We start from the raw sequence: 13804 nt of genomic DNA on the forward strand, positions 1-13804 counted from the left end.
CTAAAATGCTAGCCTGTTTGTGCTCATATAACGATTGGAACGACCTAGAATGACTCGAAAAAGCGCCATTGCTGCATTATTACTTTTACCTTCATTTTCTTATGCAGCAACCGTCTTAACCACTCCGCCAGAATTAAATAATAAATCGTATGTCTTAATGGACTATGAGACAGGTCAAATTCTTGCATCGAAGAATGAAAATGAAAAATTAGCACCTGCTTCGATGACGAAAATGATGACGAGTTACATCATTGAGCAAAAACTTCTTAAAGGCGAACTGACCGAAAGTGAAAAAGTTCGCATGAATGAGTCTGCATGGTGTCGTGGTAGCAGTACTGAATCTTGTATGTATGTGCCGTTAAATGGTACTGCAACAGTTTTAGAAATGTTACGAGGCATTATTATCCAGTCGGGTAATGATGCATCTAAAGCAATGGCTGAACATATTTCAGGTAATGAGGGTTCATTTGCCTATGCAATGAACCAAGAAGCCAAACGTGTAGGTATGGTCAATACACACTTTATCAATGCAACGGGTATGCCTGCTGAGGGTCATTACTCAACTGCAAAAGATATGGCGGTACTTGCTAAACATATCATTCATGACAGTTCAAAATATTATCCTATTTATTCTGAAAAAGAATTTACCTTCAACGGGATTAAACAAGGTAACCGTAATGCCTTACTGTATACCGACCCAAGTGTTGATGGCTTAAAAACAGGTCATACCGATGAAGCAGGTTATTGCTTAACCACATCTTCAAAACGCGGCCCAATGCGTTTGATTTCTGTGATTTTTGGTGCACCATCGATGAATGAACGTGCCAGCCAAACACGCTCATTGTTAGCTTGGGGTTATTCAAACTTTGAAACAGTTAGTGTTCAACCTGCAAATCAAGTGCTTGCTAAAGCAAAAGTTTATTTTGGTAAAGAAAATGATGTACAAATTGGTTTAGCTGAAAACTTCAATGTGACCATGCCTAAAGGTCAAGCCAATGCCATCAAAACACAAGTCACTGTTCAACCCAACTTAAATGCACCATTAAAACAAGGTCAAGTTGTTGGTAAATTAACAGCAACTTTAGATGGTAAAGTGATTGCTGAAAAACCATTAGTGGCGTTAAAAGCTGTAGAAGAAGCAGGCTTCTTCTCTCGCTTGATCGACCATATCAAAATGTTCTTTAGCAACTTGTTCTAAGTTATTCACTTAAACCTAATATTGAATTTATTAGACTAAAGCACAGGCATCCTGATCACAGATTTGGATGCCTTTTTAATTTATACTCGGTAAAAATACACTGGTTAAATTTTGCTTTTGACATGGAAGCCAACATGAAAAAAAATATTCGTTCGTATTTAGGCCATCATCCTAAAATTGATTCAACCTGTTATATCGATGATCTCTCGGTTGTAATCGGTGAAGTAACTTTGGCGGAGAATGTATCGGTTTGGCCTTTTGCGGTGATTCGTGCGGATGTCAATCACATTAAAATTGGCCGTTATTCTAATGTACAAGACCATTGCATGTTACATGTCAGTCATAAAAATGATGCAAAACCCAATGGCTCACCTTTAGTGATTGGAGAAGATGTGACCATTGGACATCATGTCACCTTACATGGTTGTACCATTGGCAACCGGGTTTTAGTGGGAATTAATACAATTGTTCTAGATGATGTGGTGATTGAAGATGATGTCATGATTGGTGCAGGCTCACTGGTTCCACCGCGTAAGCGCTTAGAAAGTGGTTATCTCTATGTAGGAAGCCCAGTGCAAAAGGTTCGCCCTTTAACTGACAAAGAAAAGGAATTTTTGCCTTATTCAGCAAGACACTATGTCAAAGTAGCAAATCATTATTTAGAAGCGAACGATTAACCATAGGATTAAAGCAAATACCTAGGCATGCTTAACAGCGTATTTGTTATTTGAATACATGTTGCTCAAGTAAATCTAATTCCACTGAACTACAGTGGAATTAGGCATTACATTTTGGATCAAACCGCTATTCAGAGACCTTGTAGTATTTGGTTAATTCTTCAAATACTGGTGCTTTGACATTGTCTTTTAAAATATAGCGGGTAATCACACCTTGATCTGTATGTATTTCCATAAAGATATTTTGCGAGCCTTTGAAGTCCCCCATTAGGTTGACTGGAATAAGCACACTGTTACGAGAACGATTTGCTTTAAATGCAAAATCAATTTCAGTTGGCCCAATCACATTAAATGAGTGACTTTTTGCACCATCACTAAATACAACTTTTTCAATATTATATTTGGTATAGGCGCTATTTAAGCTGAGTTTCACCTTTAAAAAGTCTTTATGTGTCTCATTCCACACCACAGTGACGATTGGACAAAGTTCACTTGGCTGGCAAATTAATAATCCCTGTGTACCTACATTTGAAGTGGCATCATTAGGATTTGAAGCACACCCAGTGATCAGCAATACACCTAAAGGTATACATAATAATTTCTTTATCATACTTTTTAAATCCTATTGTATGCCCAAGAATTGGAATGGCTAAGCGATCTTAAAACAAGAACTGGCTTTACCTGTATAAAACATTGCATGATCAAGCCCCAATTCAAGCTTTTTTGATTTGACTATCTTTTATAGCCAATGTCTTTTAATTCTATCCAAAAAACATTCGACGATACAGTAGATTCAAACAAATAAAGTCTTTTATGTTTGAGTGGTGTACACCCGTAAATAGCGAATGTATTTAATTCTGTGTTGGGTATTAAGTCCAATAATCATACAAACATATTGCGTATAACACTTAACACATCTGCACATGAATATTCTAGTCGTATATTGAGCTGGATCGATAGAGCCAAATACATCAGTTTATATAGTAATTTTTATGTGAAACATTCTGACTTACAACAAGCCGATATAAAATAATAGATTAATCAGTTAAAGCGCTGAGATTTCAGCTCCAAATGCAAGATAAGCAAACTTGCCCAGAAGTATTTTGAGCATATTGTCGATACATGTCCGCTTAGGATGATCAAAGAAAATCCGCATGAACATAGCCACCACGTGCTAAATTTTGTAGAATAATGCTTTATCTTCCTTGGTGCTGGTCATGACCGCTTGGACACCCCACGTTACTGTTGCGACAGTTGTAGAAAAAGATGGAAAATTTCTTTTTGTAGAAGAATATACTGAAGGTGTAAGCCATACTGTGTTCAATCAACCCGCTGGCCATGTTGAATGTGGTGAAACTATTATTCAAGCTGCGTTACGTGAAACCATGGAAGAGACAGGATATGCAGTAGAAATCAATTCATTACTGGGGATCTATACCTATACCCCACCCATGTTTCCAGACCGCACTTATTTTAGATTTTGCTTTTTAGCACATGTGACTGAATACTTTCCAGACGCACAACTGGATACAGATATCATTGGTCCACAATGGATGACGCTTGAAGAACTGCTTGAATCTGCTCGCGCCAGAAGTCCTTTGGTCATTAAAGCTGTACAAGATGCACTTTCTGGGCAAAAATACCCACTTTCGCTCATCTATGAGCACCAAAACTCTCCTTTAATTTCAAATTTGGATGCCTAATCCTATGCAACAACGTGTCATCGTCGGTATGTCGGGTGGTGTAGATTCATCTGTTTCTGCTGCACTTTTACTTCAACAAGGATATCAAGTTGAAGGGCTTTTCATGAAAAACTGGGAAGAAGATGATGGCACGGAATATTGTACCGCAATGGATGACCTTGCTGACGCACAAGCGGTGTGTGACAAAATTGGGATCAAACTCCATACTGCAAATTTTGCAATGGAATATTGGGATCGCGTTTTTGAACATTTCTTAGCAGAATATGCCGCTGGTCGTACACCAAACCCAGATATTTTGTGTAATAAAGAAATTAAATTCCGTGCATTCTTAGATCATGCTGTCAATTTAGGCGCGGATTTTATTGCAACTGGACATTATTGTCGTCGTGGCGAAACAACCACCAATTCAAAAGGTGATCAATATGCGCCTTTATTACGTGGTGTAGACAATAACAAAGATCAAACTTATTTTCTTCACGCGGTTCATGGTCGTGAAATCAATAAGACCTTGTTCCCTGTTGGTGAGATTGAAAAACCACAAGTACGTAAAATTGCGGAAGAACTGGGTTTAGCCACTGCCAAGAAAAAAGATTCCACTGGGATTTGCTTTATTGGTGAACGCCGTTTTAATGACTTCTTAAAACAATATTTACCGGCTCAACCTGGGAAAATTGTCTTAGATACAGGAAAAGAGGTTGGTGATCATCACGGCTTAATGTACTATACGCTCGGTCAGCGTGGTGGTATTGGTTTAGGTGGGCTCAAAGGCGCAGAAGAAGGTGCTTGGTTTGTTCTACATAAAGACATCGAAGGTAATCGTCTTGTGGTTGGACAAGGTCATGAACACCCACTGATGCAGAGTACCATTTTATGGTCTGAAACAATTGACTGGGTTGCAGGTGAACAAGCAATTCCTGACACAGGTTTCCGATGCACGGCAAAAACTCGTTACCGTCAACCTGATCAAGCATGTACAATTTATAAAGATGCAAACACGCCAAATGGTGTTCGTGTCGAATTTGATGAAGCACAGCGTGCCGTAACACCGGGACAAAGTGTTGTTTTCTATGTCGATGAAGTCTGTTTAGGTGGGGGTGTGATTCATCATACTAATGCACCAAAACCAGATTTTATTGAGTAATGATTAAAAATTATTTAAAGGAATTTAGGCATGGTTGAGTTGCCCTTTCAACAGCCTCAAACTTTGAATCAACGCCAAAACCGAGCTTTGGCGTTAGCAGCTGTGTTTCAAGCAACACAGCTGACGCATATGACTGCGATGTCAGGACGTCAAAGTATTGGTGAAAGTGGTAATTTCTATTTTGAACAGCTCATCAAAGCCAGCCTCAATATCCGTGCCACTGCCAATTCATCAGGTCAAACTTTAGACTTCTTCAATCAATTGGCAGACATTTCCTTAGGTTTAAAAACTTTAGAAAGTAGCATTACACAACCTTTCTCAGCATCACCGAAATCTAGAATTCCTAAAATTGCCAATGCAAAACTGCCAATGACTTATGCCATGTCATTATTGGCCTTGGAAAAAAAAGTTTATAGCAATCCAAAGTTTGTTGAAATTATTGAACAATCTCAACAAAAAATATTAAAACAGCTGTCTTTTTTTGATAATAACTATTTACATCCAAGTATCATTGCCAACTTAGCACAAACCTATGTCGACACTGCTGGTCAAATTAACCCTCGAATTCTAGTCCGTGGTAATGCAGAAGCCTTTAAAGACTCTGCACATACCAATCGTATCCGTGCCAGCTTATTCACAGGCTTACAAATGGCTCACCTATGGCGTCAATTAGGTGGAAGCTCATGGAATATGATCTTTAGCAAACGCAAACTTCTTCAAGATATTCAAGATCTTGCTCGATTACAATATCAGGTTGTTTAATTTGATACTGTTCGAGTTACGCCATTCGCTCTAATTCCAAAATTTAAGGAATCTTTATGAACGCTTTAACCGCACTTTCTCCACTAGATGGACGCTATGCAAGCAAATGTGATGCATTACGCCCTTACCTCTCTGAGTTTGGTCTAATCCATGCTCGTGTGACTGTTGAAGTGCGTTGGTTACAAGCGCTTGCAAATCGTCCTGAAATCACAGAAGTTCCAGCTTTTTCTGCTGCAACCAATACCGCTTTAGATGCGATTGTTACTCAATTTTCTGAAGATGATGCTAACCGCATTAAAGAGATTGAACGTACTACTAACCATGATGTAAAAGCGGTTGAATATTTCTTAAAAGAAAAAATTGCACATATTGATGAGCTTAAAAATGCAGGCGAATTTATTCACTTTGCTTGTACTTCAGAAGACATCAACAACCTTTCTCACGCTTTGATGTTGAAAAATGGTCGTGAAGTGTTAGTTGTTGCTATGCAACAAATTGTTGATTCTATTGTGGCTTTAGCTGAAACACATGCAGAACAACCAATGCTATCACGCACCCATGGTCAAACTGCGAGCCCAACTACTTTGGGTAAAGAAATGGCCAACGTTGCATATCGTTTAGCGCGTCAAATCAAACAGTTTAAACAAGTTGAATTATTAGGCAAAATTAATGGTGCGGTAGGTAACTACAACGCGCACTACTCTGCTTATCCTGAAATCAATTGGCCTGCTCACTCGCAAGCATTTGTTGAATCACTCGGTTTAACCTTCAACCCTTATACAACTCAAATCGAACCACACGATTACATCGCGGAATTGTTCGATGCTTTACGTCGTTTTAACACAATTTTAATCGACTTTAACCGTGACGTTTGGGGCTATATCTCTTTAGGCTTCTTTAAACAACGTTTAAAAGAAGGTGAAGTCGGTTCTTCTACAATGCCTCACAAAGTCAATCCAATTGATTTTGAAAACTCTGAAGGTAACTTGGGCATTGCCAATGCAGTATTAGCGCACTTAGGTGAAAAATTACCAATTTCTCGTTGGCAGCGTGACCTTACAGACTCGACTGTATTACGTAACATGGGTGTTGGCTTGGCACAAAGTTTAATTGCTTTTGAAGCATGTTCAAAAGGTATTGGTAAACTTGAGCTTAATGCAGCACGTATTCTTGAAGACCTTGATCATGCTCAAGAAGTATTGGCTGAACCAATCCAAACTGTAATGCGTCGTTATGCAGTTGAAAAACCATATGAAAAATTAAAAGCATTGACTCGTGGTCAAGCGATGACACGTGACATGATGGTTGATTTTGTCAATGGCACTGAACTTGAAGCTGTACCTGCTGCTGATCGTGCACGCTTAGCTGAAATGACCCCTGCAACTTACACAGGTAATGCTGCGGATCAAGCCAAACAAATTAAAGATTTGATTGCTAAAATCTAAGCTTTTAATCTTCTAAAAGACCTAAAAAATGCGAAGCCGATGCTTCGCATTTTTTTGCATTTTGATTACAATGCGCAGTAATAATTTTTAGAAAATACCATAATGATTTATCATGCCTTAACAAAAAAACATTGGCTTGTTCTTGCTATGCTTGCAATCGCAATCATTCTTGCCAGTATCAATCCTTTAGAATACCCATCCTACATGCTGCACCAGATTGGCACCTTGCTCATGCTGATTGCCCTGTTTTTCTGTCTAAAGAAAATAGGACTGACATTTTCATCATTTTTATTGTACATCCTCTTCTTGGTAATTCATGTCATTGCTGCACATTATCTTTATTCTTATGTGCCTTATAATGATTGGTCAATCAAATACTTACACTTTGACCTCAATCAAGCAATGGGGTGGACACGTAACATGTTTGACCGCTTTGTACACTTATTCTATGGCTTATTTCTTTATCCATTTTTCTACCGAATTTTCCAAGTATGGTTACCAAGCTTAAAACCTAAAACCTTATTTTTATTGGTCATTCAATTTGTTATGGCAACCAGTTTATTTTATGAATGGATTGAATGGTGGATTGCCATTGGCCTATCCCCAGAAGAAGCTGAAAACTACAATGGGCAACAAGGTGATATATGGGATGCGCATAAGGATATGTTCTTAGCCACCATTGGTGCAATCATGACAGGATTAGTCGCTTTAAAAGCTACGGCAAAAGAGAATCATCCTCAAGAATAAGGCCTCGCTCCCTTCCAATATACTCACTTAGCGATCAAGTTCTTGGTGAGTATAAAATCAACTGAGTTTTACTTTTGCAATCTTTGTTTATTCTCTAAGATATCGGGCAAACTGCGCTCGATCCAACCAATCAAATAGTTTAATTTTTCAGCCGCTTGTGCACCTAAAATGGTCAATTGATACTCTACTTTGGGTGGTACTTCAGGGTAAACCGTTCTCAATATAAAGCCATCTTGTTCAAGCACTTTTAATGTCTGTGCAAGCATTTTTTCGCTGATTCCCTCAATTCGATTACGCAGTTCGCTAAAACGTTGTACGCCATCATTTAAACAACGTAAAACCAATACAGACCATTTGCTAGTTAAATGCTCCAATATTTCTCTAGATGGACACTGGCTGGATAAAACTTGACCAATTAAATCACTTGAAGCATAGATGCTCATAAATTCTCTCTACACAGTAATTAGCTTACTTTTAGGTACGTACTTACATATAGTAAGTTTAATGATTATGATCATAACATCAAGTTTAAAAAACATCCAATTTAAATCATATTTAAAGGTGAAATTATGAAAATCGCAATTACAGGTGCAACGGGCCAACTTGGACAATTGGTGATCCAAGCCTTACTTCAACATACTGCCGCTGAAAATATTGTAGCGCTGGTTCGAAATATAGATAAAGCACAGTCGCTTAAACAACAAGGGATTGAACTTCGCCTATTTAACTATGATCAACCTGAAACATTGATACCTGCATTAAACCACATAGATAAATTACTTTTAATTTCAGCCAATGAAATTGGTCGTCGAACGCCTCAGCATAAAGCAGTTATAGAGGCAGCTGTCGCAGCCAAAGTTGAATACATTGCCTATACCAGCTTACTCAATGCAACAGATAACCCACTCGGTTTAGCACAAGAACATCGTGAAACAGAAGCTCTCATTCTGCAAAGCGGTTTGAAATATACTTTTTTACGCAACAATTGGTATAACGAAAATTATCTTGGCAACGTTAAGCATACTGCGGAAACAGGAACACTTTACGGCAGCGCTCAAAATGGAAAAATCAGTTCAGCTTCTCGTTTAGATTATGCCGAAGCTGCGGCCAAAGTCCTTGCTTCTGCAGGTCATGAAAATAAAACCTATGAGCTTGCGGGTTCAAATCATTTTACCCTTGCAGATTTAGCCTCTTATATTACTTTGGCATCAGGTAAAACTATACAGTATCAAGATATCAGCCCAGAAGATTATACTCAGGCACTGCTTACGGCAGGGTTACCTCAAGCACTGGTAGCGGTTATTGTTGATGCAGATGTACAGGCTGTAAATGGTGCAATGTATAGTGAAAGTAAAGACTTGGAACATTTGATTGGTCGTAAAACAACGCATATTCAGGATCAGGTTAAAGCTTTATTTTAGGCATTTTAAAGATGAGCATGGGCTTAAATACAAAATTTAAGCCCATGCTCTACTGAGTAATTAAGGATGAATATTTTTGATAGGAAAATCGATATTCATCTCCAGATCTGCGAGGGACTGTCTTTCTGTGTTGTACATGGTTGCACGGAACACCGCAATTTTTTTCATCGTCATTGGATCATTAATATTCAGTATTGGCTTAAGTTTATGCTTAACATATAAATGAATCACTTCATCAAATTCTAAATAAACAGGCCCATCAAACATAATTTTGATCGGAACTTGATAACGTCGTTTTAACTTAAATGGCACCGAAAGTTTAATCGGAATATCCACTTTTAAAGGAAATTGAGGCAACAGTTTATTTTGATAAACCAAATCCGTGGTTGTTTCTAATGGCATTAGTGTTTCAATTTGAATATCAGTCTCATAATCAAGCTCAACCTCAATCGGCGTTGTCACAACAAAACTTAAATTAGCCAAATATTTGCCTTTCAAAGGTAAAGCCAATTCACGGTCAATCGTCAACTCAGTATCTAAAGCACCTTGTGCATGTGTTTGTAAATAATTCCCCACATGGATTTTTGTCGGTAAAGATTTCGACAATTGAATTTGTGCGCTTTGTGCAGAAACCTGCATTGAGGCATGAATATTCAAATATAACCAAACGCACAGCGCAATGAGCAATACGACGCTGATAAAAGTGAACAACAAATTTCGTATAGATTTAAAGATCCACATTTCCATACCACCCTATTTTAAAGCTTCGGACTGTGGTTGTTGTGGTTCTACAGGCAGATGATCGCGACGTGATAGCCTTAAACTATTGAGCGGAATTTTAAGCTGCCCTTTTTCAATTTTTACTGGTAATGTGTTTTGAACATCTACTGTTGCTTGAAGTGCTGATTTAATTGGAACATTGAGGTGGCCTTGAATTGGAATATTGGTTTTTAATGTCGCATCAAGTGGCACATGTAAATTTTCTTTAAGTAAGACCTTTACAGGGGCATCAAACTTTAAATGAATATTTTGGTTGAGTGGTACTTGTAAATTAATCGGCACATCCATATGAATCGGGATGTTCCCTTTTAACGGTAAAGTAATATCTTTGCCTAAAACAGTGACTTTAACCTTGGTATCAATCGGCATATCCTGATTGATTTTGATCACTTCATTCACAGGAATTGTAGTTTGAATTGGGACTTCATTATCAAAATACACATGTGGGGTTAAGGTTTGTGTAATCGGTAAGTTTAGCTTTTCATGAATAGGAATTTCAGCTTTCACTTTTCCTTTGACATCCACATCTAATGCGTCATGAATTTGTACTTTGGCTTGTAAAGGCTCTTTTAAATCGATACGTACAGCTTGATTTTCAAGTGGAATATAAATATTAAAATGTTTAAATACCCAGATTGCAATCAACACACCACACACTGTAGCAATAAGAATAAAGGCAACTCCTGCCATAACTTGCTTCAACTGCAAAATCCTGTCCTTAATTTTTATCCTTAATTATTTTTTATTTTAAATACTTATGTGAATTAATATGCGTTTTTATGTATAAAAGTCGAAGAATTTTGTTTAATTAATAAACAATTGATATCTAATCTACGGATTATTTCGAAAAATCAGCTAACCAATAGCACTGCACAATTGCTGTATTATTTTTATACTCAACACTCACATCGCCTTTTTCATGATTTTGATTGAATTTTAGAGTTTTAAATCGCTGCTTTGCTGCTGTAGCACTCAGATCAAAATATAAATATTCATTGTATTGTTGCGCTGGACGACCAAAACTAAATTCTATTTTGCGAATAGGAATGCCAGCATAAGTGACATTTTTTAATTTATAAGTGGTTGAGTCATAAACCTGTTTATCCACATATTTTACATCAATCGTATAGTGTTCAAGTGGTGCAATCAGTTCAGTATCTTCATTATGAAAATCATATTGCTGCCGAATTGCACAGTTTTGTTCAAAACGATCTTTTAATAAAGGACGTAATTCTAGGGATTTGGCATATGTAGCTCCCGTTAGCAGTAACAGCATGCTCAGTAATATCTTTTTCTTCATGTGATTTTCCATTGATGCAAATTACTTTATATAAAATAGCTTTTATTAGACTTTTTGCATTAGTCAAAAATGAGCATTTAATACTTGTATCGTTTTAAATATTGATGAAACCATCGATAGTCTTTCTATCTTAAGGCATCACCTAAGCGAAGCAATTTAAACTTTAAATGTAAAGTTTGGCATTGCCAACTTGCTCTTCATACACCTATTTCGATAGTAAAAGTTTCATCACTTTTAGAAATCATCCCAAAACTTAATTCACAATAACGCTATTGATGTCCATTTTTATCAAGCCAAGAACAGATAGCAATTGCATCACGCTTGCCCTCTCCAGTCATTACAAAATTTGCAGCTTGAGCTGGTTGCTGTATATTGCTTTTAATCTTATTAAATTGCTGTTTGGCTGAAGGCGTTGGAAGATCAAAGTATAACGTCTCGCTCAAAGTCAAACCACGCCCCCATAAAAACTCAATTTTGTTTACGACTAATCCCCTATAAGTCGTATTTTTTAAACTAAAATTTCTGCTGACGTAAGCCGCTTGCTCTTCTACTTCATCCTTAACCACCTGATTCATTAAAATTGCCTGAATCTCATCATCATGAGTATAAAAATCGAACTGTTGACGAATCGCACAATTTTTTTCAAAACGATCCTGCAACATAGGTGTTAAATCGAGACTTGTATGCGGAGTTGCGTGAATCACTGTTGATAAATTCAGCAAACCTAAAGCAAAAATTGATAATTTCTTCTTCATTTTTAATATTCTCTAAGTTTTAATTAAAATCATGAATTAAATTTCAATCGAACCAGCTTTAGAATATAAAAAAAGGAGCTTCATTTGAAGCTCCTTTTCGACGACTATGACAAATTATGCATTTGTTTCAGCCGGTACTTTCGGATAGCTTACGCCACATACTTGTTCAGCGATACGCAATACTTGGCAGCTATAACCAACTTCGTTATCGTACCAAACGTAAGCTGTTAAACGGTTACCAGAAGTAATTGTTGCTTGTGCATCAAATACACCCGCTGTACGCGAACCAATAAAGTCAGACGATACAACTTCTGTAGAGTTGGTATAGCCAATTTGACCTTGAAGGTTAGAGTTGATCGAGATTTGACGAATATATTCGTTCACTTCTTCACGATCTACTTCTTTCTCAAGTGTTAAGTTAAGAATAGCAAGTGAAACGTTCGGTGTTGGAACACGTACTGAATTACCTGTTAATTTACCTTGTAACTGAGGTAATGCTTTCGCAACAGCTTTTGCAGCACCTGTTTCTGTAATAACCATATTCAGTGTTGCAGCACGGCCACGGCGATCTGCTTTGTGATAGTTATCAATCAAGTTCTGGTCATTTGTAAATGAGTGAACAGTTTCCACATGACCATTAATCACTTTGTATTTGTCTTCTAACACTTTTAAAACTGGTGTGATTGCGTTAGTGGTACAGCTTGCAGCAGAAATGATTTTGTCTGAATCAATGATGTCCGCTTGGTTAACACCAAACACGACATTCTTCATGTCACCTTTACCAGGCGCTGTAAGCACAACACGACTTACACCAGGGCATGTAAGATGTTGAGATAAACCATCGATATCACGCCATTTACCTGTGTTATCAATCACTAGTGCATTGTCGATACCATAAGCTGTGTAATCAACTTCAGCAGGGCTAGACGCATAGATCACTTTGATAAAATTACCATTTGCAATGATTGCTTCATTTTGCTCATCAACAGAAATCGTTCCTGCAAATGGACCATGAATTGAGTCACGACGTAACAATGAAGCACGTTTTTCTAAATCACCATCAGATGATTTACGTACAACGATCGCTTTAAGGCTTAAACCACGGCCAAGACCTGATTGGCTAATGATTAAACGCGCTAAAATACGGCCAATACGACCAAAACCATAAAGAACAACATCTTTAGGCTCAACTTGCGCAGGACGACCTTCTAAAGATTGAACAGCTTGAGCAACAAATGCATCAATATCGCCGCCCTTTTCTTTATATTCAACTGCAAGTTTACCTAAATCAACTTCAGCAGAACCGATATTATCTAATTTCGCTAAAGCTTCTAAAATAGGGAATGTATGTACAACAGAAAGCTCAACATCCATCATACGTGTACGACGGTGCGCTTTAAGGATTTGAATTACTGAACGGTTCACTAAAGAACGACCGTACACAGAAGTCACAATGTTTTTTTCACGGTATAATTGACCGATTAATGCAATCATACGTTCCGCGATTTCTTCACGGTTTTTCCAGCGACCTTGGTGCTCTGCATGTAGGGCGATGATAGTGTCTTTGCTCACAGATACGTCCTCTATTTATGTATATCTAGACATGGATTTTTAAACCCCATAATTGTAATGTAATTCTCATTTAGTTGAAATCAAATCGTGATACATTTTTATAATATTTTGTCATACTGGGTATTTTATTTTAAATTATGCCTTGATCTCTAAACAATATTTCAGCCATTTCGGTTTTTTGCATCTATGTAGATTTTTACTATTGATATTGACTTTAACAAAGCAACTGGAAAAATAAAGTAGATAAGAACAAAGTTAAACCAGACAAAACAAAAATAAAGCTGATGTTGTATCGTTAAAAAC

At 37.4% G+C, this 13804-nt stretch carries 15 protein-coding genes; 8 read left to right on the top strand and 7 right to left on the bottom strand.

Annotated features, from left to right (window positions below; translation table 11 throughout):
• Positions 1–49: 49 nt before the first annotated feature.
• Together dacC and PYV58_RS13255 are read left to right on the top strand one after the other, a co-directional pair.
• Positions 50–1198 (top strand): D-alanyl-D-alanine carboxypeptidase PBP5/6, encoded by a 1149-nt coding sequence (dacC, locus tag PYV58_RS13250; RefSeq protein ID WP_004820709.1) that lies wholly within the window; start codon positions 50–52, stop codon positions 1196–1198.
• Between the two features lie 134 nt (positions 1199–1332).
• A complete protein-coding gene (locus PYV58_RS13255) occupies positions 1333–1875 on the top strand; it encodes a gamma carbonic anhydrase family protein (protein ID WP_034613668.1) in 543 nt (180 codons plus the stop codon).
• Between the two features lie 127 nt (positions 1876–2002).
• Here the strand turns inward: PYV58_RS13255 and PYV58_RS13260 are convergent, their stop codons facing one another.
• A complete protein-coding gene (locus PYV58_RS13260; RefSeq protein WP_004820707.1) occupies positions 2003–2485 on the bottom strand; it encodes a hypothetical protein in 483 nt (160 codons plus the stop codon).
• A 607-nt stretch (positions 2486–3092) separates the two neighbouring features.
• On the opposite strand from PYV58_RS13260, the gene PYV58_RS13265 reads away from it, so the two are divergent.
• The 5 genes from PYV58_RS13265 (at position 3093) to PYV58_RS13285 (ending at position 7673) form a co-directional block, all read left to right on the top strand.
• The gene (locus tag PYV58_RS13265) at positions 3093–3578 is read left to right on the top strand and encodes an NUDIX hydrolase (protein ID WP_004820704.1); all 486 of its coding nucleotides are present in this window, start codon (positions 3093–3095) and stop codon (positions 3576–3578) included.
• Between the two features lie 4 nt (positions 3579–3582).
• Positions 3583–4719 carry a tRNA 2-thiouridine(34) synthase MnmA gene (gene mnmA, locus PYV58_RS13270; RefSeq protein ID WP_034613669.1) on the top strand — a complete coding sequence of 379 codons (1137 nt, stop codon included), beginning with the start codon at positions 3583–3585 and terminating at the stop codon, positions 4717–4719.
• A gap of 30 nt (positions 4720–4749) precedes the next feature.
• Positions 4750–5481: a high frequency lysogenization protein HflD gene (hflD, locus tag PYV58_RS13275; RefSeq protein WP_004820699.1), complete on the top strand. Its 732-nt coding sequence runs from the start codon at positions 4750–4752 to the stop codon at positions 5479–5481.
• 56 nt (positions 5482–5537) lie between these two features.
• Positions 5538–6926: an adenylosuccinate lyase gene (gene purB / locus PYV58_RS13280; RefSeq protein ID WP_034613672.1), complete on the top strand. Its 1389-nt coding sequence runs from the start codon at positions 5538–5540 to the stop codon at positions 6924–6926.
• A gap of 102 nt (positions 6927–7028) precedes the next feature.
• Positions 7029–7673: a DUF2238 domain-containing protein gene (locus PYV58_RS13285; RefSeq protein ID WP_034613675.1), complete on the top strand. Its 645-nt coding sequence runs from the start codon at positions 7029–7031 to the stop codon at positions 7671–7673.
• 68 nt (positions 7674–7741) lie between these two features.
• Here the strand turns inward: PYV58_RS13285 and PYV58_RS13290 are convergent, their stop codons facing one another.
• Entirely contained in the window at positions 7742–8116 is a 375-nt protein-coding gene (locus PYV58_RS13290; RefSeq protein WP_004721299.1) for a helix-turn-helix domain-containing protein, read from the bottom strand.
• Positions 8117–8242: 126 nt separating this feature from the next.
• On the opposite strand from PYV58_RS13290, the gene PYV58_RS13295 reads away from it, so the two are divergent.
• Positions 8243–9094 (top strand): SDR family oxidoreductase, encoded by an 852-nt coding sequence (locus PYV58_RS13295; protein WP_034613679.1) that lies wholly within the window; start codon positions 8243–8245, stop codon positions 9092–9094.
• 60 nt (positions 9095–9154) lie between these two features.
• On the opposite strand, the gene PYV58_RS13300 is transcribed toward PYV58_RS13295, so the two are convergent.
• The 5 genes from PYV58_RS13300 to PYV58_RS13320 all read right to left on the bottom strand — a co-directional run bounded on the left by PYV58_RS13300 (position 9155) and on the right by PYV58_RS13320 (position 13501).
• Positions 9155–9835, bottom strand: coding sequence for a hypothetical protein (locus PYV58_RS13300; RefSeq protein WP_034613752.1), 681 nt, complete (start codon positions 9833–9835; stop codon positions 9155–9157).
• A gap of 12 nt (positions 9836–9847) precedes the next feature.
• Complete coding sequence (locus PYV58_RS13305; RefSeq protein WP_034613682.1) at positions 9848–10582, bottom strand: hypothetical protein; 735 nt, start codon at positions 10580–10582, stop codon at positions 9848–9850.
• 130 nt (positions 10583–10712) lie between these two features.
• Complete coding sequence (locus PYV58_RS13310; RefSeq protein WP_034613685.1) at positions 10713–11174, bottom strand: hypothetical protein; 462 nt, start codon at positions 11172–11174, stop codon at positions 10713–10715.
• A 269-nt stretch (positions 11175–11443) separates the two neighbouring features.
• Positions 11444–11929: a hypothetical protein gene (locus tag PYV58_RS13315; protein WP_034613689.1), complete on the bottom strand. Its 486-nt coding sequence runs from the start codon at positions 11927–11929 to the stop codon at positions 11444–11446.
• A gap of 114 nt (positions 11930–12043) precedes the next feature.
• Entirely contained in the window at positions 12044–13501 is a 1458-nt protein-coding gene (locus PYV58_RS13320; protein WP_034613693.1) for a glyceraldehyde-3-phosphate dehydrogenase, read from the bottom strand.
• Between the last annotated feature and the right edge of the window lie 303 nt (positions 13502–13804).

This window comes from Acinetobacter sp. TAC-1, assembly GCF_029025845.1.
Classification (GTDB): domain Bacteria; phylum Pseudomonadota; class Gammaproteobacteria; order Pseudomonadales; family Moraxellaceae; genus Acinetobacter; species Acinetobacter guillouiae.

What these genes read in the sequence shown, in the direction of transcription:
- PYV58_RS13290 (WP_004721299.1), bottom strand. Translation starts at nt 8,116, where the DNA reads ATGAGCATCTATGCTTCAAGTGATTTAATTGGTCAAGTTTTATCCAGC.
- PYV58_RS13315 (WP_034613689.1), bottom strand. Translation starts at nt 11,929, where the DNA reads ATGAAGAAGAAATTATCAATTTTTGCTTTAGGTTTGCTGAATTTATCA.
- PYV58_RS13295 (WP_034613679.1), top strand. Translation starts at nt 8,243, where the DNA reads ATGAAAATCGCAATTACAGGTGCAACGGGCCAACTTGGACAATTGGTG.
- dacC (WP_004820709.1), top strand. Translation starts at nt 50, where the DNA reads ATGACTCGAAAAAGCGCCATTGCTGCATTATTACTTTTACCTTCATTT.
- purB (WP_034613672.1), top strand. Translation starts at nt 5,538, where the DNA reads ATGAACGCTTTAACCGCACTTTCTCCACTAGATGGACGCTATGCAAGC.
- PYV58_RS13285 (WP_034613675.1), top strand. Translation starts at nt 7,029, where the DNA reads ATGATTTATCATGCCTTAACAAAAAAACATTGGCTTGTTCTTGCTATG.
- PYV58_RS13310 (WP_034613685.1), bottom strand. Translation starts at nt 11,174, where the DNA reads ATGAAGAAAAAGATATTACTGAGCATGCTGTTACTGCTAACGGGAGCT.
- PYV58_RS13265 (WP_004820704.1), top strand. Translation starts at nt 3,093, where the DNA reads ATGACCGCTTGGACACCCCACGTTACTGTTGCGACAGTTGTAGAAAAA.
- PYV58_RS13255 (WP_034613668.1), top strand. Translation starts at nt 1,333, where the DNA reads ATGAAAAAAAATATTCGTTCGTATTTAGGCCATCATCCTAAAATTGAT.
- hflD (WP_004820699.1), top strand. Translation starts at nt 4,750, where the DNA reads ATGGTTGAGTTGCCCTTTCAACAGCCTCAAACTTTGAATCAACGCCAA.
- PYV58_RS13300 (WP_034613752.1), bottom strand. Translation starts at nt 9,835, where the DNA reads ATGTGGATCTTTAAATCTATACGAAATTTGTTGTTCACTTTTATCAGC.
- PYV58_RS13260 (WP_004820707.1), bottom strand. Translation starts at nt 2,485, where the DNA reads ATGATAAAGAAATTATTATGTATACCTTTAGGTGTATTGCTGATCACT.
- mnmA (WP_034613669.1), top strand. Translation starts at nt 3,583, where the DNA reads ATGCAACAACGTGTCATCGTCGGTATGTCGGGTGGTGTAGATTCATCT.